The organism is Plantactinospora sp. CA-294935 (assembly GCF_050936445.1).
Taxonomy (GTDB): domain Bacteria; phylum Actinomycetota; class Actinomycetes; order Mycobacteriales; family Micromonosporaceae; genus Plantactinospora.
In genome coordinates, this window is record NZ_JBNJMU010000001.1 from 2681818 (window position 1) to 2704912 (window position 23095).

Annotated in this window: 22 protein-coding genes; 13 read left to right on the top strand and 9 right to left on the bottom strand. The window is 73.0% G+C overall.

Going from position 1 to position 23095, the window contains the following annotated elements; all coding sequences use genetic code 11:
- Nucleotides 1-97 precede the first annotated feature (97 nt).
- Entirely contained in the window at nucleotides 98-1777 is a 1680-nt protein-coding gene (locus ACQEVC_RS12025) for a DNA repair helicase XPB (RefSeq protein WP_432876290.1), read from the bottom strand.
- A 150-nt stretch (nucleotides 1778-1927) separates the two neighbouring features.
- Between ACQEVC_RS12025 and ACQEVC_RS12030 the strand changes: the two genes are divergently transcribed.
- Nucleotides 1928-2809 carry a L,D-transpeptidase family protein gene (locus ACQEVC_RS12030; RefSeq protein ID WP_432876292.1) on the top strand — a complete coding sequence of 294 codons (882 nt, stop codon included), beginning with the start codon at nucleotides 1928-1930 and terminating at the stop codon, nucleotides 2807-2809.
- Nucleotides 2810-2897: 88 nt separating this feature from the next.
- Nucleotides 2898-3155 carry a hypothetical protein gene (locus ACQEVC_RS12035; RefSeq protein WP_432876294.1) on the top strand — a complete coding sequence of 86 codons (258 nt, stop codon included), beginning with the start codon at nucleotides 2898-2900 and terminating at the stop codon, nucleotides 3153-3155.
- Nucleotides 3156-3170: 15 nt separating this feature from the next.
- Here the strand turns inward: ACQEVC_RS12035 and ACQEVC_RS12040 are convergent, their stop codons facing one another.
- Nucleotides 3171-5630 carry a helicase-associated domain-containing protein gene (locus ACQEVC_RS12040; protein WP_432876296.1) on the bottom strand — a complete coding sequence of 820 codons (2460 nt, stop codon included), beginning with the start codon at nucleotides 5628-5630 and terminating at the stop codon, nucleotides 3171-3173.
- Between the two features lie 128 nt (nucleotides 5631-5758).
- Between ACQEVC_RS12040 and ACQEVC_RS12045 the strand changes: the two genes are divergently transcribed.
- Both ACQEVC_RS12045 and ACQEVC_RS12050 read left to right on the top strand, forming a co-directional pair.
- On the top strand, nucleotides 5759-6343 hold the full coding sequence (locus tag ACQEVC_RS12045; RefSeq protein WP_432891329.1) for an HAD family hydrolase: 585 nt from the start codon (nucleotides 5759-5761) through the stop codon (nucleotides 6341-6343).
- A gap of 36 nt (nucleotides 6344-6379) precedes the next feature.
- Entirely contained in the window at nucleotides 6380-6766 is a 387-nt protein-coding gene (locus ACQEVC_RS12050) for a cold-shock protein (RefSeq protein WP_101368382.1), read from the top strand.
- On the opposite strand, the gene ACQEVC_RS12055 is transcribed toward ACQEVC_RS12050, so the two are convergent.
- Nucleotides 6727-7566, bottom strand: coding sequence for a 1,4-dihydroxy-6-naphthoate synthase (locus ACQEVC_RS12055; RefSeq protein WP_432876298.1), 840 nt, complete (start codon nucleotides 7564-7566; stop codon nucleotides 6727-6729). The genes ACQEVC_RS12050 and ACQEVC_RS12055 overlap by 40 nt on opposite strands.
- A gap of 572 nt (nucleotides 7567-8138) precedes the next feature.
- On the opposite strand from ACQEVC_RS12055, the gene ACQEVC_RS12060 reads away from it, so the two are divergent.
- Nucleotides 8139-8942, top strand: coding sequence for a GNAT family N-acetyltransferase (locus tag ACQEVC_RS12060; protein ID WP_432876300.1), 804 nt, complete (start codon nucleotides 8139-8141; stop codon nucleotides 8940-8942).
- A 43-nt stretch (nucleotides 8943-8985) separates the two neighbouring features.
- On the opposite strand, the gene ACQEVC_RS12065 is transcribed toward ACQEVC_RS12060, so the two are convergent.
- Entirely contained in the window at nucleotides 8986-9630 is a 645-nt protein-coding gene (locus ACQEVC_RS12065) for a futalosine hydrolase (RefSeq protein ID WP_432876303.1), read from the bottom strand.
- Complete coding sequence (locus ACQEVC_RS12070; RefSeq protein WP_432876305.1) at nucleotides 9630-11276, bottom strand: MFS transporter; 1647 nt, start codon at nucleotides 11274-11276, stop codon at nucleotides 9630-9632. The genes ACQEVC_RS12065 and ACQEVC_RS12070 overlap by 1 nt, the downstream gene beginning before the upstream one ends.
- A gap of 118 nt (nucleotides 11277-11394) precedes the next feature.
- Between ACQEVC_RS12070 and ACQEVC_RS12075 the strand changes: the two genes are divergently transcribed.
- Nucleotides 11395-12216: a DUF3027 domain-containing protein gene (locus ACQEVC_RS12075; RefSeq protein WP_432876307.1), complete on the top strand. Its 822-nt coding sequence runs from the start codon at nucleotides 11395-11397 to the stop codon at nucleotides 12214-12216.
- 27 nt (nucleotides 12217-12243) lie between these two features.
- Here ACQEVC_RS12075 and ACQEVC_RS12080 read toward each other — a convergent pair whose 3' ends face one another.
- Nucleotides 12244-12447, bottom strand: a complete 204-nt coding sequence (locus tag ACQEVC_RS12080) for a DUF2530 domain-containing protein (protein WP_432891332.1) — start codon at nucleotides 12445-12447, stop codon at nucleotides 12244-12246.
- Between the two features lie 171 nt (nucleotides 12448-12618).
- Between ACQEVC_RS12080 and ACQEVC_RS12085 the strand changes: the two genes are divergently transcribed.
- From ACQEVC_RS12085 to ACQEVC_RS12110, 6 genes are all read left to right on the top strand, one after another.
- Nucleotides 12619-14088: an NCS2 family permease gene (locus ACQEVC_RS12085; RefSeq protein ID WP_432891334.1), complete on the top strand. Its 1470-nt coding sequence runs from the start codon at nucleotides 12619-12621 to the stop codon at nucleotides 14086-14088.
- Between the two features lie 86 nt (nucleotides 14089-14174).
- Nucleotides 14175-14624 (top strand): MarR family winged helix-turn-helix transcriptional regulator, encoded by a 450-nt coding sequence (locus tag ACQEVC_RS12090; protein WP_318398805.1) that lies wholly within the window; start codon nucleotides 14175-14177, stop codon nucleotides 14622-14624.
- A 104-nt stretch (nucleotides 14625-14728) separates the two neighbouring features.
- Nucleotides 14729-16015: an MFS transporter gene (locus ACQEVC_RS12095; RefSeq protein ID WP_432876309.1), complete on the top strand. Its 1287-nt coding sequence runs from the start codon at nucleotides 14729-14731 to the stop codon at nucleotides 16013-16015.
- A gap of 105 nt (nucleotides 16016-16120) precedes the next feature.
- Nucleotides 16121-16993, top strand: a complete 873-nt coding sequence (locus ACQEVC_RS12100) for a maleylpyruvate isomerase N-terminal domain-containing protein (RefSeq protein ID WP_432876311.1) — start codon at nucleotides 16121-16123, stop codon at nucleotides 16991-16993.
- Between the two features lie 180 nt (nucleotides 16994-17173).
- Nucleotides 17174-17683 carry a hypothetical protein gene (locus tag ACQEVC_RS12105; RefSeq protein ID WP_432876313.1) on the top strand — a complete coding sequence of 170 codons (510 nt, stop codon included), beginning with the start codon at nucleotides 17174-17176 and terminating at the stop codon, nucleotides 17681-17683.
- Nucleotides 17684-17722: 39 nt separating this feature from the next.
- Nucleotides 17723-18349, top strand: coding sequence for a 2'-5' RNA ligase family protein (locus ACQEVC_RS12110; protein WP_432876315.1), 627 nt, complete (start codon nucleotides 17723-17725; stop codon nucleotides 18347-18349).
- A 98-nt stretch (nucleotides 18350-18447) separates the two neighbouring features.
- Here ACQEVC_RS12110 and sepH read toward each other — a convergent pair whose 3' ends face one another.
- The 3 genes from sepH to ACQEVC_RS12125 all read right to left on the bottom strand — a co-directional run bounded on the left by sepH (nucleotide 18448) and on the right by ACQEVC_RS12125 (nucleotide 22169).
- Entirely contained in the window at nucleotides 18448-19521 is a 1074-nt protein-coding gene (sepH, locus tag ACQEVC_RS12115; protein WP_432876317.1) for a septation protein SepH, read from the bottom strand.
- Between the two features lie 189 nt (nucleotides 19522-19710).
- On the bottom strand, nucleotides 19711-20838 hold the full coding sequence (gene serC / locus ACQEVC_RS12120; RefSeq protein WP_432876319.1) for a phosphoserine transaminase: 1128 nt from the start codon (nucleotides 20836-20838) through the stop codon (nucleotides 19711-19713).
- A gap of 224 nt (nucleotides 20839-21062) precedes the next feature.
- Nucleotides 21063-22169 (bottom strand): citrate synthase 2, encoded by a 1107-nt coding sequence (locus ACQEVC_RS12125; protein ID WP_318398798.1) that lies wholly within the window; start codon nucleotides 22167-22169, stop codon nucleotides 21063-21065.
- 245 nt (nucleotides 22170-22414) lie between these two features.
- Between ACQEVC_RS12125 and pdxH the strand changes: the two genes are divergently transcribed.
- Complete coding sequence (gene pdxH, locus ACQEVC_RS12130; RefSeq protein WP_432876321.1) at nucleotides 22415-23068, top strand: pyridoxamine 5'-phosphate oxidase; 654 nt, start codon at nucleotides 22415-22417, stop codon at nucleotides 23066-23068.
- Nucleotides 23069-23095: the final 27 nt, after the last annotated feature.

Here is a 23095-nt window from a genome sequence, read left to right on the forward strand (position 1 = left end):
AGCAAGTTCAGAACATGTGTCCTGGCGCTGATGGCAGCCCTCAAGGCGACGAACGTCGATAAGACAGCATGTGGATTTCTGCTGAGCGGGAGACAGCTCACTCCACGCTGGGCAGCGGCGGGCCGAGTACGTCGTCGGCGTCGACGATCGTGTACGCGTACCCCTGCTCGGCGAGGAAGCGCTGCCGGTGCGCGGCGTACTCGGTGTCGATGGTGTCCCGGGAGACCACCGTGTAGAAGTGCGCCTGCCGCCGGTCCGCCTTCGGCCGGAGTACCCGGCCGAGCCGCTGCGCCTCCTCCTGCCGCGACCCGAAGGTGCCGGAGACCTGGATCGCCACCGCCGCCTCGGGCAGGTCGATGGAGAAGTTGCCGACCTTGGAGATGACCAGGGTGGAGACCTCACCGGCCCGGAACGCGTCGAAGAGCCGTTCGCGTTCCTTGTTGGTGGTCGAGCCCTGCACGATCGGCGCGTCCAGCGCCTCGCCCAGCTCGTGGAGCTGGTCGATGTAGCCGCCGATCACCAGCACCTGGTCGGAGGAGTGCCGGTCGACCAGGGCCTTCACCACCGGGAGCTTGGTGCGGGCGGTCGCCGCCACCCGGTAGCGCTCCTCCGGCTCGGCGACCGCGTACGCCATCCGCTCGGCGTCGGTCAGCGTGACGCGTACCTCGGTGCAGTCGGCCGGGGCGATCCAGCCCTGCGCCTCGATGTCCTTCCACGGCGCGTCGTACCGCTTCGGGCCGATCAGCGAGAAGACGTCGCCCTCCCGGCCGTCCTCCCGGACCAGGGTGGCGGTCAGGCCGAGCCGCCGCCGGGCCTGGAGGTCGGCGGTGAACCGGAAGATCGGCGCCGGCAGCAGGTGCACCTCGTCGTAGATCACCAGACCCCAGTCCCGGGCACCGAACAGGTCCAGGTGGGTGAAGGCACCGCCGCGCCGCGCGGTCAGCACCTGGTACGTCGCGATGGTGACCGCCCGGATCTCCTTGCGCTCGCCGGAGTATTCCCCGATTTCCTCCTCGGTCAGCGAGGTGCGGGCGATCAGTTCCCGCTTCCACTGCCGGCCGGCCACGGTATTGGTGACCAGGATCAGCGTGGTCGCTTTCGCCTCGGCCATCGCGGCAGCCCCGACCAGGGTCTTGCCGGCGCCGCAGGGCAGCACCACCACGCCCGAGCCGCCGGCCCAGAAGGTCTGCACCGCCTCCCGCTGGTACGACCGCAGCTCCCAGGCCGGCTTGCCGTCGGTGCCCTCGGTGGCCAGCTCGATCGGGTGTGCCTCGCCGTCCACGTAGCCGGCCAGGTCCTCGGCCGGCCAGCCGAGCTTGAGCAGTGCCTGCTTGAGCCGGCCCCGCTCGGACGGGTGCACGATCATGGTGTCGTCGTCCACCTTCGCGCCGAGCATGCCGGCAAGCTTCTTGCTCTTGGCGACCTCGATCAGCACCATCCGGTCGACGGCCCGCAGCACCAGGCCGTGCGTGGGGTGCGCGACGAGTTGCAGCCGGCCGTACCGGTCCATCGTCTCGGCGACGTCGACCAGCAGCGCGTGCGGCACCGGATAGCGGGAGAACCGCAGCAGCGCGTCGACCACGCCCTCGGCATCGTGCCCGGCCGCCCGGGCGTTCCACAGGCCCAGCGGGGTCAGCCGGTAGGTGTGCACGTGCTCCGGCGAGCGCTCCAGCTCGGCGAAGGGCGCGATCGCCATCCGGCAGGCCAGCGCGTCCGGGTGGTCGACCTCCAGCAGCAGGGTCTTGTCCGACTGCACGATCAGTGGTCCGCCGCTCACGCTGCACGCCCTCCCGTTCCAGGTCGGGCGTCCCACGCGCCGACCCTCCAGTCTTGCACGATGGATAACGAACCGGAAAAATTCTTCACCTGGCGCAACCGAAGCAGTACTCCCGTGCGTCTAGCTGTCGACGGCTTCTGGGGAGGGCAGATGGTACTGACGCGTCTCGGCACCGGTCTGATCACTCTAGTGGCAGTCGCCCTGTTCGGCGCCGGTGCGTGCGCGTTTGATCCGCAGTCGGACCAGTCGGGAGCCGCCGGGGGGCTCACGCCGGTCGGGGCGGAGGACGCAACGGGGGCGAGCGCGCCGCCCGCGCCGGATCAGGGAGCAGTCACCCCCAGCCCGCGTACCACCCGGGGCAAGCCCACGCCGACGAAGTCGCCGAGCACGAAGGCGCCGACGAAGAAGCCGGCCCGCAGCGGCTCGCCGAAGCCGCCGGCCGGCTGCCCGCAGGGGGAGCGGCAGCGCGAGGTCGAGGGCCACCTGGCCCGGCTGGGCGGATTCGGCACGGTCACCGTCGACGGCCGGCAGTCGGCCGCCGACTGCGCCGCCATCAAGAAGTTCCAGCGGCGCTACGACATCCGGCCGGCCGAGGGCCGGGCCGGCCCGACCACCGCCGACGTGGCCCGGCGGCTGGCCAGCACCGACACCGGCAGGTGCAGGACCGGCAGCGGTACGACCTTCTGCGTCGACCTGACCCTGCAAACCGTCTGGGCGATGCGCGGCAGGACGGTGGTGATGGCGCCCACCGTCACCCGCACCGGCATGTCGGGGTACGCCACGCCGGCCGGCACCTACAGCATCAACTTCCGGAACACGAAGGAGTGGTCGAACCCGTACGAGGTGTGGCTGCCGTACTGGCAGCGCTTCGTCGGCGGGATCGGCTTCCACGAGACGACGACGTACCTGCACAACAAGGCGATCGGCTCGCACGGCTGCGTCAACCTGCTGCCGGGTGACGCCCGCCGGATGTGGCAACTCGGCAAGGTGGGGACCCGGGTGCACGTGATGGGCCGCCGCCCCGGCACCTGACGCGACTTGGCGTCGGTGAACCTGTCATAACTGCCGGCCAGATGCGAGTCTGGACTCTCGGGCAGGCCGCGTGGTGGGAGGTTCACAGATGACGGTCGACGGTGAGGTGAGGTCCGAAACAGACCCCCCGGCCGCCCCTCCTCCACCCGTCCCGGCGCCCGTCTCCCGGGCCACCGTGCTGGCGTACGCCACCGTGGCGGTGTTGCTGGCAAGCTGGGTGCTCTTCGGCTGGCTGGTGCAGCAACAGGGCCTCGTCGACTCGCTCGGCGAGGGGCTCGGCGCCGCCTTCACCCTGCTGCTGATCGTCTCCGTGGTCGGCTCGGTCCGGCAGCACCGCCGCGACTGAGTCACCCCGGACGGGTCACTCGTCCAGCACCGCCGCCGTGATCCGGTGCAGCGCGAAGGTGTGCAGCATCTCGGTGCGCTCGTCCTCGGCGCGCAGGTAGCCGGCGCCGATCGAGACCGGCCGGACCAGCCGGGACGCGGTCGCGCCGTGCGCGTCCACGTACCCCACCCAGACCAGCGCCTTGTCCCGGACCGCCTGCTGGAGTACGGCCAGCGCCTGGGTGTGCGCGTGCGTGGTCGGCATCCCCGGACCGGCCCCGCCCGGCTGCCCGGCGCCCCGGACCGTGCTCGGCGCCCGGCGGGCCGCCCGGGCCGCGGCGTCACCCCGGCGGATCTGCTCCACGATGCCGAGCAGCCGGGGTGCGCTCAGCCTCGGCGTGACCAGTGGATCGGCGACCCGGCTGGCGACCGAGCCCCGGGCCGGCGCCCGGCGTACCTTCGGCCGGGTCAGCACCGTCGCGCCGGTGGCGTCCTCGGAGACCGGCGCGTACCCGGCCTCGCGCAGCGCGGCGAGCAGCCGCCCCACCAGGTGCGGGGTGGTGAGTACGGTCGGCGCCAGCCGGCGCAGCGACATCGGGGCGAGCCGGCGGTCGGCGAGTACCTCGGTCAGCAGCGCCTCGTCGTCACTGCGCAGGTACGCCCCGGCCGAGCCGACCCGGAGCCCGCCGTGCTTGCGGGCCACGTCGTCGATCAGGTACGTCAGCCCCTGCGGTACCGGCGTCCGGGACCGGCGGGTGAAGAGCGTGTGCAGGTCCTCGGCCGCGTACCCGGCGTCCAGCGCCCGGCGCACGCTCGCCCCGGTGACCCGGTAGACGCTGGCCCCGCCGGCCGACTCGTGCTCGGCCACCGTCGCCAGTTCGGCCGCGACGGTCGGCTCCGGCGGCCCCGGCACCACCACGGTCAGGTCGGCCTGCACCAGGAAGTGGTCGACCGGCGCCGGCAGCAGCGCGTCCAGGGCCCGTACCGCGGCGGAACCGCCCCCGGCCGCACCGTCCGCGTCCGGCCGCACGCCGAGCGGATCGTCGCCGGGCTCGCCGGGCCGGGTTTCCCCGGCGGTCCACTGCGCCAGCAGCAGCCGGCCGTACGTGGTGAGCGCGCCGAGCCCGGTGACGCCGAGCAGCGCCGCCTCGGCCAGTACCTCCCGCTGCCCGGCCTCCCGGCCCAGGCTGCGCCGGGGTGAGCGCCAGGCGAGCAGGTCGACCACCTCGTCGACGCTCGGCGCCGCCCCGGGTTCGAGGTCACCGAGTACGCCCAGGACGTCCCGGCGCACCGCCGGCACCCCGGCCCGCTCCGCCTCGGCGGAGAGTACGGTGATCGGCCGGTCCCGGTCGTCGCGCTGGCCGACCAGCCCCACCTGGCGGGTCATGGTGAGCCAGGCCCGGGCCAGGTGCTCCCAGCGGTGTGCCAGCGAGCCGTCCCGCCAGCCCTCGTAGCCGGCGGCCGGCAGCATCTGCTGGTCCGCGCCGTTGCGGGTGGTGGCACCGGGCAGGTCCAGTTCGCCGAGCAGGCCCGCCGCGTACGCCACCTCCAGCAGCAGCGCGGCGGTCGACTCGTCCAGCCCGCTGGCCCGGGCCAGCCGGCGCAGGTCGCGTACCCCGAGCCCACCGGAGCGGAGCACTGGGGCGGGTTCGGTGGCGAGCTGTTCGAGCAGCGCCTCGGTATGCCGTACCGCCTCCATCGCCTGGCCGGCCCCGGCGGAGTCGGCGGCCTTCGGTTCCCGGGCCGCCCCGGCCACCGTCGGCGGGGTGGGACGGAGCGGGCCGAGCGGGCCGGACTCGCGGCGCAGCAGCAGGCCGATCTCCCGGGGCAGTTCGACGGCGGTCGGCTTGCCGGCCAGGCCGCTGGGCTCGGTGACCGGCACCAGCAGGCGGTTGTCGACCAGCCAGGAGACCGGTGCGGCGGCGCCCCCGCCGGGCGGTGCGGCGGCCGGCAGCGTGCCCACCGGGGGCCCGGCGGCGAGCCGGTCCAGGATCGCCCGGGCCGGCGGCGGCGCGGCCAGCAGGGTCCGGCGCAGTCGGGCCGGGTCCGCGACCAGCGCCGCCGTCTCCGGGTCCAGCTCCGCCGCTGGCCGGCCCAGCCCCGCCGGGTACGGCGAGCAGACCTCGTCCACGCCCGGCACGATCCGCAGGGACTCCTCCGGCCCGAACAGCAGGAAGAGCGCCCGGAGCCGGTCGACGGCCGACCGGACCCCGGCCCGGTCCACCCGGCGGCCGGTCCCGGCGGCCAGGGTGAGGATCGTCTCCGTGGAGGTCTCGCCATGATCTGTGTCACGGCTGAGCCGGGCCGCGTCCAGGATCCGCAGGGTGAACTCGTCGAGCCCGTCCAGGGCCCGGGCCACCGACACCCGGGACTGGGCGCGGACCGCCAGGGCGGACAGATCGGTCGGTACCGGCACGACGAGGTCCGGACGCAGCCGGAACAGGGCGGCCAGCGCCTCGTCGGGCAGCGCCCGCAGATGGTCGGCGAGTGTGGTCATCGTCTTTCCACGCTATCCGGCCAGGCGCCGGTCGTGCGCGTCGGTCGCCCAGCGGAACCGGTGGTGGTTTCCGCCGGCCGTGCGATCATGGCGGCGTGACTGCCCCAGCGGTCGGGTTCGACCTCGACATGACCCTGATCGACACCCGGCCCGGGATCGCCGCCGCCTACCGGGCGCTCACCGCCGCCACCGGGGTGTACGTCGACGCCGACGCCGTGGTCTCCCGGCTCGGCCCGCCGCTCCGCACCGAAATGCGGAACTGGTTTCCGGCGGAGCGGCTGGAGGAGGCCGTCGAGCTCTACCGGTCGCTCTATCCCGAGTACGCGATCACGATGTCCCAGCCGCTGCCCGGCGCCGCCGAGGCGCTGGCCGAGGTACGGGCGGTGGGCCTGCGGGTGGTGGTGGTCACCGGCAAGTACGGCCCGCTGGCCCGGCTGCACCTGGAACACCTCGGCATGCGGGTCGACGAGCTGGTCGGTGAACTCTTCGCGGCGGAGAAGGCGACCGCGCTGACCACGCACGGCGCGGAACTCTACGTCGGTGACCACGTCGCGGACATGCTGGCCGCGCGGACCGCCGGCATCCCCGGACTCGGTGTCACCACCGGCTCGCACGGCGGCGACGAGCTACGGGCGGCCGGCGCCGACCTGGTGCTCGCGGACCTTACCGGATTCCCGCAGGCGCTTCGGCGGTTGATGCGGCTAGCCTTGTGAGGACAGCAATCTCATCAGGGGAGTCGAGGTCTTCAGGTGCCGACGGGTCGAGTGAAGTGGTACGACGCGGCCAAGGGATACGGGTTCGTCACCAGTGACGAGGGTGGCGACGTGTTCCTGCCGAAGGGCGCGCTGCCGGCTGGTGTCACCGACCTGAAGGGCGGCCAGCGGGTCGAGTTCGGCGTCGTGGACAGCCGCCGGGGCGCACAGGCGCTCGGGGTGAAGCTGCTGGACGCGCCACCGTCCATGGCGGAGCTTCGCCGCCGGCCGGCGGAGGAGCTGCACGGCCTGGTCGAAGACATGATCAAGGTACTGGAGGCGAAGGTCCAGCCGGACCTGCGCCGGGGCCGGTTCCCCGACCGGAAGACCGCGCAGACGGTGGCTCAGCTCGTCCACGCGGTCGCCCGCGAACTGGAGATCTGAGGAGTCAGCCCGGCGGCCGACGCGCGGCCGAGCAGGGCGTCGACCGCGGCCTGGCCCTCGGCGCCCAGCTCGGCGGTGAACTCGTTGACGTAGAGCGCGATGTGCCGGTCGACCACGTCGCGCTCCATCTCCTGGGCGTGCGCGAGCACGTAGTCGTCCGTGCCGGCCGGGTCGGCCCAGGCCCGGCGTACCGAGTCGCGGATCCAGCCGGTCGCCTCGGCCGGGTCGACGGCACCCCTGCGGGCCAGGATCGCGCCGAGCGGGATCGGCAGGCCGGTGTCGGCCTCCCACCACTCGCCGAGGTCGACCAGGGCGGTCAACCCGTGCCGGGGGTACGTGAACCGCGCCTCGTGGATGACCAGCCCGGCGTCGTACCGGCCGGCCGCCACGCCCGGCATGATCTCGTGGAACGGGACCACCTCGATCCGCGCCGGAGGCCGCTGCGCCGACCAGAGCCGGAACAGCAGGTACGCCGTGGTCCGGTCGCCGGGCACCGCCACGGTCGCCCCGGTCAGGTCGGCGTTGCCGGCCCGGTCGTCGCGGGTCAGCACCAGCGGTCCGCAGCCCCGGCCCAACGCCCCGCCGCAGGGCAGCAGGTGGTAGTCGTCGAGCAGCCAGGGCAACGCCGCGTAACTCACCTTGACCAGGTCGTACGCCCCGCGTTCGGCGGCGGTGTTGGTGACGTCCACGTCGGCGTAGGTCACGTCGACCGCCGGGGCGCCGGGCACCAGCCCGTGCACCAGGGCGTGGAACACGAAGGTGTCGTTGGGACAGGGCGAGATCGCCAGGGAGAGCGCCACGGGTCCACGCTAACCCCGGCCGCTTCCGTCGCCATCCCGCCGTCCGCGACCGGTTGACTAGCTCACGTCCGCCGCAACCCCTGAGCACCCTCGCCCGGAGGCTGTCGAGCTGGGTGCGTAAGCGGGGCGGTGGGGTGTGGGGTCGTGGTGGGTGGTCGGTGTGGGGAGTGTCGAGCTGGGTGCGTAAGCGGGGCGGTGGGGTGTGGGGTCGTGGTGGGTGGTCGGTGTGCAGACTGTCGAGCTGGGTGCACAGACGGGGCGGGTGGTGCTCGGTGGAATCAGCGGTGGTCGGCGCGGCAACAGACTCAAAGCACCACCACAGACCCCAGCACCACCACGGCCAGGTCCGATCCGGGCACCAGGGTGCACAGGCGGGGCAGCTCGACAGTCTGCGGACGACACAGCACTGCAGCGTGGCAGCCTTCGTCAGGCTACGTCGGCGGAGTTTCTGGTCCGCGCCTGAGTCCGGATCACACCGCTGTCAGGGAGGTTATCCACAGCCTGACGCCGTTATCCACAGGCCGAGGATGCGGGCTGGCGGACTCGTCCGGGGGCCGGAATCATCGGTGCCCATGACGGGGCAGGGTGACCCGGTCGACCTGGGCGGGCTGCTCCGGAGGCTCCGCCGGCAGGCCGATCTCAGCCAGCGTGAGCTGGCGGTCCTGGCGGGTGTGCCGAAGAGCACCATCTCGCGGATCGAGGCGGGACGGGCTCGTGATCCCAAGTTCCGCACGGTCGAGCGGCTGGTGCTGGCCGCCGGGGGCGCGTTCGGGCTGGACGGCCTGCCTCCGCATCCGCACGAGCACCGCCGCGACCAGGGTGGCCGGCGCTATCCCGCCCACCTCGACGTGCGGGAGGTGTACGGGCCGAAGGACTGGCCGGGAGCCTGGTGGGCGCACTGGTACACGCTGCCGCCCGAGCGGTGGCCGCTCAGGGTGCCGGAGGCGACTTTCGACCTGTGCCGGGATCGGCGTGACCGGCGACGCTGGCGCGAGGAGGTACGCCGTCGGGTGCGGCTGCGTGCGGTGACCGCGGGCCTCCCGCCCGCTGGCTGGCAGTGGGTCGCCGAGTTGCCCGACGGCGGGCTGGTCGGTGAGCTGCGGGCGCACCTGCGCGGGCGGCATCCGGTCGAGCTCTGCTCCCTGGCCGAGCCTGACCGGGAGGTGGTGCTGGACGGGGTAGTGGTCGTCGCGGAGTGCCGGGGGCTGGGCATCGGGCGTCGACTTGTCACCGAACTGCTGACCGAGATGGATCGGACCGGGATCCGGGTGGCCCAGGCCATCACGGAGTTCGACGGCGTGGAGTTCCTGGTCCGCTGCGGGTTTCGGCCCGAGCCGAGCCGGCCGGTGCGGCTGACCCTGCACCGCCCTGACTGACGGGGAGCCTCGGCGCACCGTCCAGCCCGGGACGGCAATCGGCTCAGAGCTTCGGGCCGACCGTGGCGAAGGCGGCGGTCAGGGCGGCGAAGGCGTCGCCGATCCGCCACCCGGAGCGGTCCCGGGGCCCGATCGGGTTGGAGATCGTACGCAGCTCGGCGAAGGGGAGTCCGGCGGTGACGGCGGCTGTCGCCACCCCGTACCCCTCCATCGCCTCGGCGACCGCGTCCGGGTGCCGGGCCAGCAGGGCGGCGGTGGTCGCGGTGGTGCCGGTCACGGTGTTCAGGGTGAGGACCGCGCCGGTGACCGCCTGCGGCAGCCCGGACCGGAGCACCTCCAGCAGGGCCGGGTCGGCAGGCAGGGTGGTGGTGCCGAAACCCAGCTCGTCGAGGGTGAGGAAACCGTCCGGCGATTCGGCGCCGAGGTCGGCCGCGACGGTGCGGGTCGCGACCACGATCCCGCCGACCGGAGCCCGGCCGGGGAAGCCGCCGCCGATGCCGGCGCTGAGTACTCCCCGGTACGGTCTCCCGGCCGCCTCGGCCAGCGCGATCAGCCGGGCGGTGCCGGCGGCGGCCGCGGCCGGACCAACCCCCACCGGCTCGACGGTGACCGCGTCGGCGCTCAGGCCGGCACGTACCGCCTCGGCCTCGGCCGCGACGGCCGTGACCACGAGTATCGCGTCGCCCACTACTTCCCCCGGGTTTCCCGGCGCGAGCCCTCCTCGCCCGGCCCGGAGCCGGGTACCGCGGACGACGGCCGGTAGATGTGGTAGCCGGGGGGCGCGAGCTGCGAGTCCTCGTCGCTCTCCGCCGTTGCGTCGCCGGCCGGCTCGTCGCCTTCCCGGCGGTGGGACACGGGGGCCGGGGAGGTGGGCGCCGGGTCGTCGCCGGTGGGCGCCGGGTCCTCGCCGGATCGCCGGTCGCCGGGGCCTTCGCCCTCGGCCATCGCCCGCCCGGACAGCCGCTCGCCGCGCAGCCGGGTGGCGACGACGAACGCCCAGACGGTACCGACGGCGGCGAGGCCGGTGAGCAGGCCGACCCCGAGCCGGCCGTCCAGCGGTACCAGACCGAGCCCGCCGCCGGCCACGAAGGCCAGCATCAACACCGTCTCGGAGTGCGCGAACCCGGTGGCCCGGAGCCGCTCCGGGACCCGTTCCTGGATCGAGGCGTCGACGGCCAGCTTCGCGATGCCGCTGGTCACGGCGGTGACCAGGCAGAGCAGGGCGACCAGCAGCAGGGAGAACCGGAGTGTGGCCAGTACCCCGACCCCGGTCACCAGCACCAGGCCGGCGGCCTGGAGCGCGACCGGGCGGTGGATGCGCAGCCGGGTACCGAGGGCGGTGGCCAGGAACGTGCCGATGCCGAGGGCGGCGCCGACCGCCCCGAGCGCGATCTCCGCGCCGTGCTGGCGGCCGAAGAGTTCGGTGTCCAGGTCGCCGGCCTTGATCGCGAAGGCGAGGAAGAGCAGCAGGAAGCCGTAGACGCCGCGCAGGACGGCGCTGCCGACCAGGGCACTGATCACCAGCCGGCCGCCGGGGCCGCTGCGGCTGAGTGCCCGTTCCCGCCCGTTCCGGCCGGGGCGAAGCGCCTGGAAGGCCCTCGGCACCGTCTCCGGCGGGTCGGAGTCGGCCCGGGGTGGCAGGCGCAACGCGATCACCATGCCGACCAGGAAGATCACCGAGGCGACCCGGAGCGGCCACTGTGGACCGAACCAGAACGCGGCCAATCCGATCGGCAGGACCAGGCCGCCGGCGATCGACCCGTACACGCTGGCCCGGGCGCCGGCCTGGGAGAGTCCGATCCCCTCCGGCAGCAGCCGGGGTACCGCCGCCGACCGGGCCACCCCGTACGCCCGGGACAGCGCCAGTACGCCGAAGGCGGCCGGATAGAGGCCGAAGCCGTGGATGTAGTCCGAGATCAGCCAGGCCAGGAAGGCCCGCCCGAGCATGGTGGCGGCCAGGGCGTAGCGGCGCCCGTGCCGGAAGTGGTCGAGCAGCGGCCCCACCACCGGGGCGAGCAGCGCGAACGGCACCATGGTGATCAACAGGTAGAGCGCGACCTTGCTCCGCGCCTCGCCCAGCGGGGCGTTGAAGAAGATCGTCCCGGCCAGGCCGATCGTGATCAGCGTGTCGCCGGCACACGAGGCGGCGTGCAGGTCGAAGAGCCGGACCATCCCGGTCTCGCCGCCGGCGCCCTTGGCGCGTACCCGGGCGACCCGGCGGGTCGTCCAGCGGGCGCTGCCGAGCGAACCCCGGAAGAGCAGCCTCACGGCCCGGATCGCCGTACCGACGACACGCCCGGGGACCGATCGCCCAGAGCGGGTGAACAGCGGCATGAACATCATCCTCGCCCATCCGGTCGACGACCGTCGGATCTGTGCCGAGATATCTCTGCGGTGAAAAGTGCCGGGGAGTGCCGCCGACCCGCCGTCAAGGATAGGCAAGAATGGGTGAGTGACCAGGAGCACCACGGCCAGAGCCGTCCGTCTCGACCAGGTCTGCGCCAGTGCCGTCGACGTGGCGCGGGAGGGCATAACCGAGGTCGACCCGGCCGACGTCGGCGACCACCAGGGGGCGATCGCCGAGGGCGACCGCCTCGTGACGCATCTCTTCGAGTGCAAGATGGCCGGCTACCAGGGCTGGCAGTGGGCGGTGACGGTGACCCGGGTGCCCCGCAGCCGGCACGTCACGATCTGCGAGACGTTCCTGCTGCCCGGCCCGGACGCGTTGCTGGCGCCGAGCTGGCTGCCCTGGCAGGAGCGGCTCCAGCCGGGCGACCTCGGGGTCGGTGACCTGCTGCCCACCCCGCCGGACGACGAACGGCTCGCCCCCGGCTACCTGCTCTCGGACGATCCGGCGGTGGAGGAGACGGCCTGGGAACTGGGCCTCGGGCGGCCCCGGGTGATGTCCCGGGAGGGCCGGATCGAGACCGCCCAGCGGTGGTACGACGGCGATCACGGGCCGAGCGCGCCGATCGCGGTCGCCGCCCCGCGTGCCGCCCGCTGCGGTACCTGTGGCTTCTACCTCCCGCTGGCCGGCGCGCTGCGCCAGTCCTTCGGCGTCTGCGGAAACTTCTTCGCGCCGGACGACGGCCGGGCGGTCAGCGCCGACCACGGCTGTGGAGCCCACTCCGAGACGCTGGTCGAGTCGGCCGAGACGCCGGTCGACGAGTTGCCGACCATCTACGACGACAGTGAGGTCGAGGCGGTCGCGGTCAGCCGGGCACCCGGCTCGGTCGAGGCCGCCGAGCCTCCGGAGCCGTACGGGCACGGCTGACCGAGGACTCCCGCGACCGGGGCTCCGTCAACCGCCGGCCCGACGGCGACGGCGGTTGGCGTCGTGCCGGAGCATCACGGCCAGCCCGGGGAAGCCCGCGAGAAAACCGGCCAGGCAGGTCCACAGCCAGTGCTCGCGGCCGGTGTCGGCGAGCCAGTCCCGGAAGAAGACCAGTAGCACCAGCCCGACGACCGCCCAGAGCACGATCCCGGCGACGGCGAACGGGACCATCGGCGGGTCGAGCGGCTCGATCCGCAGCTCCTCGTCGGGCACCGCTCCAGCGTACGGCCGTGCTGGTGGGGGTTGGTAACCGGGAAGGACTTTGCCGGTAACCCGTGATCTGGGACGATGCCCCGATCAACGATGCCCCGATCACTCTCGTACACCCCCTGCGAGGATCCGATGGACAACGCCCCGACGAAGCCGGCCGGCCGGTCCGGCGCCGGTAACGCCTTCGACCGGTACTTCGAGATCACGGCGCGCGGCTCGACGCTGGGCCGGGAGGTGCGCGGTGGGCTCGCCACGTTCTTCACGATGGCCTACATCGTGGTGCTCAACCCGCTGATCCTGGGCAACGCGGTCGACTCCGACGGCGCCAGGCTGGCCATCCCGGCGCTGGCCGCCGCGACCGCCCTGGTGGCCGGGGTGATGACGATCCTGATGGGTGTGGTCGGCCGGTTCCCGCTGGCCCTGGCCGCCGGGCTCGGCGTCAACGCGCTGGTGGCGTTCGAGATCGCCCCGCAGATGACCTGGGCCGACGCGATGGGCCTGGTGGTGATCGAGGGTCTGATCATCGCCGTCCTGGTGCTGACCGGGCTGCGCACCGCCGTGTTCCGGGCGGTGCCGACCCAGCTCAAGACCGCGATCGGGGTGGGCATCGGGCTGTTCCTGACGATCATCGGGCTGGTCGACGCCGGGTTCGTCCGGCGGATCCCGGACGCCGCCAACACCACCGTGCCGGTCGGGCTCGGCATCGGCGGCAAGCTGGTCACCTGGCCGGCGCTGGTCTTCGTACTCGGGCTGCTGGTCACGCTGGTGCTGGTGGTACGTCGGGTCAAGGGCGCGATCCTGATCGGCATCCTCACCTCGACCGTGCTGGCGATCGTGGTGGAGGCGATCGCCAAGGTCGGCCCGTCGGTGCTGGACGGGAAGCCCAATCCGGCCGGCTGGTCGCTGAACGTGCCGGCGTTGCCGGAGCGGGTGGTGGACACCCCGGACCTTTCCCTGCTGGGTCACTTCGACCTGCTCGGCTCCTGGCAGCGGGCCGGCGTACTGGTCGCGCTGATGTTCGTCTTCACGCTGCTGATCACGGACTTCTTCGACACCATGGGCACGATGGTGGCGGTCGGTCAGGAGGGCGGGCTGCTCGACGAGCAGAAGATGCCGCCGCGTACCCGGGAGATCCTGCTGGTGGACTCGGTGGCCGCGGCGGCCGGCGGTGCGGCGAGTACGTCGAGCAACACGTCGTACATCGAGAGTGCCGCCGGGGTCGCGGAGGGCGCCCGGACCGGGGCGGCCAACCTGGTCACCGGCGGGTTGTTCCTGCTGGCGATGTTCCTGGCCCCGCTGGTCGTGGTGGTGCCCTTCGAGGCCGCCTCCGTGGCGCTGGTGATCGTCGGGTTCCTGATGATGACCGCGGTGCGGACCATCGACTGGAACGACTACGAGATCGCCATCCCGGCGTTCCTCACCATCGTGCTGATGCCGTTCACCTACTCGATCTCGAACGGCATCGGGGCCGGCGTGATCACCTTCGTGCTGGTCAAGCTGGCCCGGGGCAAGGCCCGGGAGGTGCACCCGCTGCTCTACGGGGTGGCCGCGCTCTTCGTGGTCTACTTCCTGCGCGGCCCGATCGAGACCGTGCTGTTCTAGCCTCTGGAACAGCACGGCGCCGGGTCTCGGTGACAGTGGTCATAATCGGTGGTCGTTAGCCTAGCTTATTAGTTAGGCTAACGACCGTGACGGAGTGGACGGTGATGGCGAAGCGCATGCCACCGGCGCAGCTTGCGACGTTGCTGCGCGACGCGATCACCAGACTCAACCGACGGGTACGGCAGACCCGGCCGGTCGGCGACCTCACGGGGACCCAGCTCTCCGCCCTGACCAGCCTGGAGCTGGCCGGTGCGCTGACGCCCCGCGAGCTGGCCGACACCGAACGGGTCCAGCCGCCGACGATGACCAAGATCGTCGCGAAGCTGGAGGAGCGCGGCCTCGTGCAGCGCACCCCCCATCCGACCGACGGCCGACAGGTCATCCTCTCGGCCACCGACACCGGCCGCGCGATGCTGGCCCAGTTCGACCGGGCCCGCAACGAGTGGCTGGCCGGCCGGCTCGCCGAGCTGACCCCGGAGGACCGCGACGCGCTCCAGCGTGCCGCGGAGATCCTGCAGAAGGTGGCGCGCGACTGACCGCCGCTGAGGACCGGGTCCGCTTCGTCCGCTAGGACCTTCCGGCCGCAATGTCGAGGCCGGAGGTCGGGATGACGCGTACGACCCGAGGAGGCGCACCCCGAGTGCGGGCAAAGCTGAGCACCACCTTCCAGTCCCTGACGGTTCGCAACTACCGGCTCTTCGCCACCGGTCAGTTCATCAAGCTGATCGGCGTGTGGATGATGTTCACCACACAGGACTGGCTCGTCCTGGATCTCTCGGACAACTCGGCCTCCGCGCTCGGCGTGGTCATCGCCCTTCAGTTCACCCCGGTACTCCTGCTCACCCTGCTCTCCGGCCGCCTCGCCGACCGGTACGACAAGCGCGTACTCCTGTTCGTCGCCAACTGCACCTGGAGCCTCCTGGCGCTCGGCATGAGCGTGCTGGTGATCACCGGTGTCGTGCAGCTCTGGCACGTCTTCGTCTTCGCCGGCCTGCTCGGGGTGGCGAACGCGGTCGAGACCCCGGTACGCCAGTCCTTCGTCTCCGAACTCGTCGGCACCCCGCTGCTGCCCAACGCGCTGGCGCTCTCCGCCGCCACCTTCAACTCGGCCCGGATCATCGGCCCGGCGGTGGCCGGCGTGGCGATCGCGCTCTTCGACGTCGGCCCGGTCTTCCTGGTCAGCGCGTTGAGTTCGATCGCCCCGGTGGTCTTCGTGGTGCTGATGCGCTCGGCCGAGCTGCACCGCGACGAGTTGCCGCCGCTCGCCGAGCGCGGCTCCGCCCGGGTGATCGACGGACTCCGGTACGTCGCCCGCCGGTCCGACCTGGTGCTGCCGATGGTGCTGATGTCGGTGATGGGGCTGGCCCTGTTCAACTTCCAGCTCACCCTCTCGGCGCTGGCCAAGACCACCTTCAACACCGGGGCCGCCTCGTTCGGCCTGTTCACCACCGCGCTCGCGGTGGGCGCCCTGGCCGGGGCGCTGGCCGGCAGCGGCCGGCGCAGCCGGCCGTCGGTCTGGGTGGTGCTGGGCGCCGCCGTGGCGACCGGCGCCTGCGGCACCCTGGTCGGGCTCGCCCCGACGTACTGGCTGGTGGTGGCGTTGCTGCCGCTGACCGGGTTCTTCATGGTCTTCTTCGCCCAGGCGTCCAACCAGCGGGTGCAGCTCGGTGTCGACGCGGCGTTCCGGGGCCGGGTGATGTCGCTCTGGGTACTGGTGTTCCTCGGCACCAACCCGGTCGGCGCGCCGATCATCGGCTGGATCGCCGAGCGCTTCGGCGCCGGCGCCAGCATCTGGATCGGCGGCCTGATCTCGCTGGCCACCGCCGGTACGGCGCTGATCTGGCAGTTGCACCGCACCGGTACCCGGCTCCGGCTGCGCATCCTCCCGTTGCCCCGCTTCTACGTGGTGCATCCGGCCGACATGTGAGGCACCCGGCGGAGGTGTCCGGCACGCCGGGGCCACGCCGTCGACTGTCGGGCGTCGGTGGCGCGGCACCCTGCGGGCGTCGGACCCCTCTGGTTAGCTGACCTCATGCTGCGTGTGCGACTACTGGAGTGCCTGGCCGCCGACCAGGCCCGGCTGCGGCAGGTCGCGTCCGCCGATCTGGGCGCGGCCGTGCCGAGCTGTCCGGACTGGACCGTCGCCGACCTGGTCCGGCACGTCGCGGTGGTCTACCTGCACAAGGTGGAGTGCATGCGGACCGGGCGGATCCCGCCGTCGTGGCCGCCGGAGCTGTCCGCGGAGGAGCCGTTGGCGCTGCTCGACCGGGCCTGCCTCGCGCTGCGTGCCGAGTTCGACAGCCGGGATCCGGCCGCGCTCGCACCCACCTGGTACGACCCGGACCAGACCGTCGGCTTCTGGCTGCGGCGGATGGCGCAGGAGACGGTCATCCACCGGGTGGACGCGGAGCTGGCGACCGCCCAGCCCGTCGCGGAGATCCCCGCCGACCTCGCCGCCGACGGCATCGACGAGCTGTTGCGGATCCTCCTGGGATACGGCACGCGGCGGTGGCCCGAGGACTTCACCGACGTACTCCCCGATCCCGCGATCCAGGTCCTGGCCACCGCCGGGCCGGCGAGCTGGCTGGTCCGGCTCGGCCCGGACGGTGCGACGGTCGCGTCCGACCGGGCATCGGTCGCCCGGGCCGGAGCGGCGGTGCCGGTGCAGAACGGCCGGCCGGACGCGGCACCGGTCCGGAAGCCGGCCGGCGCGGCCGGCGGCAGGGCCTCCGGGGCGGGAGACGGCCCGCCGGCCGAGGTCGGGCCGGCGGCGACCATCAGCGCGAGTCCGGAGCGGTTGCTGCTCTGGCTCTGGCGGCGCTCGGCCGACCACGCCGTCAGTTGGGCCGGCGACCGGGCGGCGATCGAGCGGCTGCGCCTGGCGCTCGCCCCGGCGACCCGATGAGAACCTTCTCCACCTGAACAGCGCGGCGCCTTGACTCTCCGCTTCGGTCACGGCGGACCGCAAAGGGAGGTCGACCAGCTTCGGTCACGGCGGACCGCAAGGGAGGTCGACAAAGGTTCAATATTCGTTGATGGCAAAACCGGTGGCGGGCCGGGTTGCCGCCGGTTAGCGTCGGAGGATGTGGCCATCGTGCATGCTTTCGCGCTGCCGCTGGCCCTGCTCGCCGTAGCCTGCCTGCCGGTCGCCGTGGCCGCGCTGATCTGCGCCGACGAGCTGATCGACCGGCTCGCCTGCTGGTTCGCCGGCCACCGGGACAGTCGCCGGTCGCGTCGGGTGATAGACCGCCTCGACCGGTCGTTCGAAGTGGACGCGCTCGCCCGCGAGGTCGACCTCACCGAGTTCGACCGGGTGGACCACCCGGCGATCGAGCGGATCGCCGCCGACCTGCGCCGGCTGGGCGACCAGCGGCTGAGCATCGCCGGACGCTCCCGGCTCTGGCAGGACGCGGTGCTGGAGGCGTACGACGACCGGCTGCGCCTGGCCAGCCGGTGCCTGGGCGTGGCCGAGCACCTCGGCGATCTCGACGGCGTCGACCTGGAGATCGAGCGGGTACGCGTCGAGGGCGAGTTACAGGCCGCCGGCCTGATCCTGCCGTCCCCGCACGCCGGGCCGCGCCAGGGCAGCGGTTGACCCGCCGGTCGGCGACCCGCTGCCGGAAGCGGCGCTGAGATGCGACTCTTCGTGGCCGTCTATCCGCCGCCGGAGGCGCTGGACGACATCGTCGCGCAGACGCACCGGCTCCGGATCGGCGCGGCGGCCGACGCCGGGACCAACGTACGGCTGACCGCCCGGTCGAGCCTGCACGTGACCGTCGCGTTCCTCGGCGAGGTGCCGGACGACCGGCTGCACACAGTGGAGGAGGCGCTCTCCCGGGCCGTCGAGCTGTGGCGGCACCCGCCGGTCCGGCGCCGACGCGCGGCCGCCGGGCGCGTCGAACCGGAGGCCGGGCGGACGGCGCCCCGGCTCCAGCTCGGCGGCGGTGGGCGGTTCGGGCGGGGGCGGTTCACGGTGCTCTGGGTCGGGCTGCTCGGCGAGGTCGACGCGCTGCGCCGGCTGGCCGCGACGGTCCGGCGGGAGTTGCGCCGGTCCAGGCTCCCGTTCGACTTCCGGCCGTTGCGACCGCACCTCACCCTGGCCCGCCCCGGTGACCGGCTGGACCGGGAGAGCCTCGACGAGGACCTGCGTACCCTCGACGGATATCTGGGGCCGTCCTGGCCGGCGACCGAGCTGGTGCTGGTACGCAGCCATCTCGGCCCCCGGCCGACGTACGACCGGCTGGCGACCTGGCCGCTGTAGCGGCTCCGGCTCCCGTAGGTGCGCCCAGGCTTGTCCCTTTCGGGCCAGTCCGCATGGCCGCGACGGTACCGCAGACCCCCGCGGGAACGACCAGGTCGTCAGGAGGTTTCGCGGGCGGCGGGGCCGCTGCCGAAGAGGACGTCGTCCCAGCTCGGCAGGCGCTTGCGCGGCTTGCCGGAGGCGTCACCGGAGTCACCGGAGCCCGGCCCGGTGGCGGCGCGGCGCGGCCGGAGCACCGCCAGCGACGGCACCGCCGGGACCTCCTTCGGTGCGTCGGCGTCGTCGTCGAACGCGGAGCCGGAGCCGCCGCCGAGCAGCGCGGCGGCACCACCGGAGACCGGACGCTGCCGGGGCGCGTCCGGCGACGCCATCGACGCGGCCGGGTCGAGCCCGCGCCCGGCGGTCGAGCCGAGCGGCCGGTCGAGCCCGGCGAGCAGCGCGTCCCGGCCGGCGCGGATCGGATCCCGGCCGGGCCGGGCGTGGTCGCCGGCCGCCGCCGGCAGGCCGTGCCCGCCACGACTCGGCTCCACCCTGGACGGACCGGGCAGGGCGTGGCCGCCGCGTTCCGGCGCGGGCTCCTGGCCGAGCAGTGGCGCGGGGCGCTCGGCGCAGAGGTATTGCGCCATGTCGTCGTGCGGCGTCACCGCCTGGCGCGCCTTGTCGAGATCCCAGATCGCCTGGGCGGTGGCCTTGCCGGAAGGCCAGGTCGCGACGATCCGCCAGGTGCCGTCGTCGCGCCGGTAGGCGTCCCAGGAGATCTTCTCGGTGTCGATGCCGTGCTGGGAGAGCCGGCCGTCGACGATCTCGGCGAGCGGCGCCTGGTTTTCCGCGTTCCTCAGCCGGGTCCGCCGGGCGTGCTGGGCGAGCATCGCCCGCTCCTGGAGCACCGGGCCGGCGTAGCGCAGCACCCGGTCGACCGGAACCCCGGCGATCCGGGCCACGTCCTCGGCGGACTCGCCGGAACGGATCCGGGCCTGGATGTCCCGTGGTGACAGCGAGGGCGCCGGCTCGGTGCCGGGACCGACCGCAGCCAGTGGTGCGCTGCCGGGCTCGTTGTGCAGGACGGTCGCGACCCGTTCGTCGATCGGCAGCGCGAGAAGACGGCCCACCTCGTCGGTGAGCACCATGGCCTGGCCGTCCTCGGAGAGGGCGACGAAGCGTACTGGCCGCATCGCGTTGCCTCCGTCCCGCCTCGCTGGCCCCACGCCACAGGTCAGACACCCGGGCGTCCTCGTCACACGGTACGCTGCTCCGTCACCCGTTGGGGAGAGGCGCGCCCGCATGTCGCGGGTGAGCTGCACGAATTGATCACTCGGGTCGGGCGGTCCGGCCGACCGGCCCGACCCGAGGGACGGTTCGACTCAGAGCCGGTCGACCACGTAGTCGACGCAGGTGGTCAGCGCCTCCACGTCGGCGGGCTCGACGGCCGGGAAGAGCGCGATCCGGAGCTGGTTGCGGCCGAGCTTGCGGTACGGCTCGGTGTCGACGATCCCGTTCGCCCGCAGCGCCTTGGCGATCGCGGTCGCGTCGACACCGTCGGCGAAGTCGACCGTGGCCACCACATTGGAGCGCAGTGCCGGATCGGTCACGAAGGGCGTCGTCACGGCGGAGCGCTCGGCCCAGCCGTACACGATGGCGGCACTCTCGGCGGTGCGCTTGGCCGCCCAGGCCAGCCCGCCCTGCGCGTTCATCCAGTCGGTCTGCTCGGCGGCCAGGAAGATCGTCGCCAGCGCCGGGGTGTTGTACGTCTGCTCCAGCCGCGAGTTGTCGATCGCCGTGACCAGGTCGAGGAAGGCCGGGATGTAGCGCCCCGAGGACTTGATCTCGGTCGCCCGGGCCAGCGCGGCCGGCGACATCAGGGCGAGGAAGATCCCGCCGTCGGAGCCGAAGCACTTCTGCGGGGCGAAGTAGTAGACGTCGGTCTCCCGGACGTCCACCTCCAGGCCGCCCGCCCCGGAGGTCGCGTCGACCAGCAGCAGCGCGTCGTCGTCGGCACCGGCCACCCGGCGGATCGGCACCGCGACACCGGTCGAGGTCTCGTTGTGCGGGGTGGCGTAGACGTCGACGCCGGCCTCGGCGACCAGCGACGGCGCGGTGCCCGGGTCGGACTTGCGCACGGTGGGCTCGCCGAGGAACGGCGCATCCTTGACCGACTTGGCGAACTTGGCGCCGAACTCGCCGAAGCTGGCGAACTGGGCCCGGTCCCGCACCAGCCCGAAGGTGGCCACCTCCCAGAAGGCGGTGGTGCCGCCGTTGCCGAGCACCACCTCGTAGCCCTCGGGCAGGGAGAAGAACTCGGCGATGCCCCGGCGCAGCCGGGCGACCTGGTCGCGCACGGTCTTCTGCCGGTGCGAGGTGCCGAGGTACGTCGTGGCGACGTCGGCCAGCGCGGAGACCGCCGCCGGACGCACCTTGGAAGGGCCGCAGCCGAACCGGCCGTCAGCGGGTTTGATCTCGTCGGGAATCCGAATGGTCGATACGTCAGCCACGGTTACGAAGGTCCTTCCGGTGGGCCGAGAGGCCCGTGAGCCGAGCGGTTGATCCGGCGACGCTGCCGCCACCCCATCCTCGCACCTCGGCCGCGCGGCCCGGGGGACGATCCCACCGCGGCGACTGAGGTCTGCCCCACATCCGTCCCGGCGTCGGACCCGGACACGCCGAAGGACCCCTCCCCGGTCCGCGGCAGCGGTCGGAGTGGGGCCCTTCGCGCAGCTCAGGCGTCGTGCGGGACGGCGTCCCAGCCCTCCACCTCGGTGGGCAGGCGCTGCCCGGGGCCGGTGTACCGGGCGGCCGGCCGGACCAGCCGCTTCAGCTTCTTCTGCTCCAGGATGTGCGCGCTCCAGCCGCCCATCCGGGCACAGGTGAACATCGAGGTGAACATGTGCGCCGGTACCTCGGCGAAGTCGAGCACCACGGCCGACCAGAACTCGACGTTGGTGGCGAGTACCCGGTCCGGCTTGCGGTTGTGCAGCTCCTCCAGGGCGGCCTTCTCCAGCGCCTCGGCGATCTCGAAACGGGGCGCGCCCAGCTCCTTGGCGGTACGCCGGAGCACCCGGGCGCGCGGGTCCTCGGCCCGGTAGATCCGGTGGCCGAAGCCCATCAGCCGCTCGCCCCGGTCGAGTACGCCCTTGACGTACCCCTCGGCGTCGCCGCTGCGCTCCACCGCCTCGATCATGTGCAGTACCCGGGACGGTGCGCCGCCGTGCAGCGGGCCGGAGAGGGCGCCGATGCCCGACGAGATGCAGGCGGCGGCGTCCGCACCGGTCGAGGCGACGATCCGGGCGGTGAAGGTGGAGGCGTTCAGACCGTGCTCGGCGGCGGAGATGAAGTAGGCGTCGACGGCCTTGACATGCCGTGGGTCGGGTTCGCCCCGCCAGCGCTTCATGAACCGCTCGACGATGGTCTCCGCCTTGTCGATCTCCTTCTGTGGTACGGCCGGCAGGCCGAGCCCGCGCGCCGACTGGGCGACGAAGGAGAGCGCGGTCACCGAGACCCGGGCCAGGTCCTCCCGGGCCTGCTCGTCGGAGATGTCGAGGAACTGGGACAGCCCCCAGTACGGCGCCAGCATCGCCACCGCGGACTGCACGTCGACCCGGATGTCGCCGGAGTGCACCGGCACCGGGAACGGTTCGGCCGGGGGCAGGCCGGGACCGAACCGGCCGTCCACGAGCAGGGCCCAGACGTTGCCGAAGGAGACCTGGCCGATCAGGTCCTCGATGTCGACCCCGCGATAGCGCAGCGCCCCTCCTTCCTTGTCAGGCTCGGCGATGGCGGTCTCGAAGGCGATCACGCCTTCCAGCCCCGGTTTGAAGTCGGACATGCGCGCTCCTGGATGGGTCGTCCGTGCATTCAGGGCCCACCCGGCGGTACCCGGCGCGAACCCTTGGCGAACTCAGCGATGTATTCGTGCCATCTTGCCTGCTGGGTAACTAACTTTGCGAGAGGTCACGGTTGTGCTACGCGCGACACGACGCGGCAAGGACGGGCCGGCACCGGGGTCGCCCGCCGGCTGAGCGGGTCGGTGCCGGTCCTCCGCTTTCGATCGACGAACAGGGATGTGACGTGATGCGGGACACACCGCCGGCCGAGCTGCGCCGGGAGTACGGGTCGGCCGACGGGCTCGCCGAGGCGGACCTGGCGCCCGACTGGTGGACACAGTTCCACCGCTGGTTCCTCGACGCGGTCGCGGCCGGGCTCCCCGAGCCGAACGCGATGGTGGTGGCCACCGCCGACGCGCAGGGCCGGCCCAGCACCCGGACCGTCCTGCTGAAGGGGTACGACGGGCGCGGGCTGGTGTTCTACACCAACTACGGGTCGCGCAAGGGCTCCGAGGCGCGGGTCAACCCGTACGCCAGCCTGCTGCTGCCGTGGTATCCGATCCAGCGCCAGGTGGTGATCTGCGGCACGATCGGGCCGGTCGACCGGGCCGAGACGGAGGCGTACTTCGCCGCCCGGCCGCGCGGGTCGCAGCTCGGGGCCTGGGCGAGCCCGCAGTCGGAGGTGCTTTCCGACCGGGCCGCGCTGGATGACCGGTTCCGGGCCGCCGCCGAGCGGTTTCCCGACGGCGTACCGGTGCCGGCACCGCCACACTGGGGTGGCCTGCGGGTGGTGCCGGCGACGGTGGAGTTCTGGCAGGGACGGGCCAGCAGGCTGCACGATCGACTGCGCTACCGTCTGACCGGTGCGGACGATTGGATCATTGAGCGGCTGGCGCCTTGACCGACGTTGACCCCGACGCCGACCGGG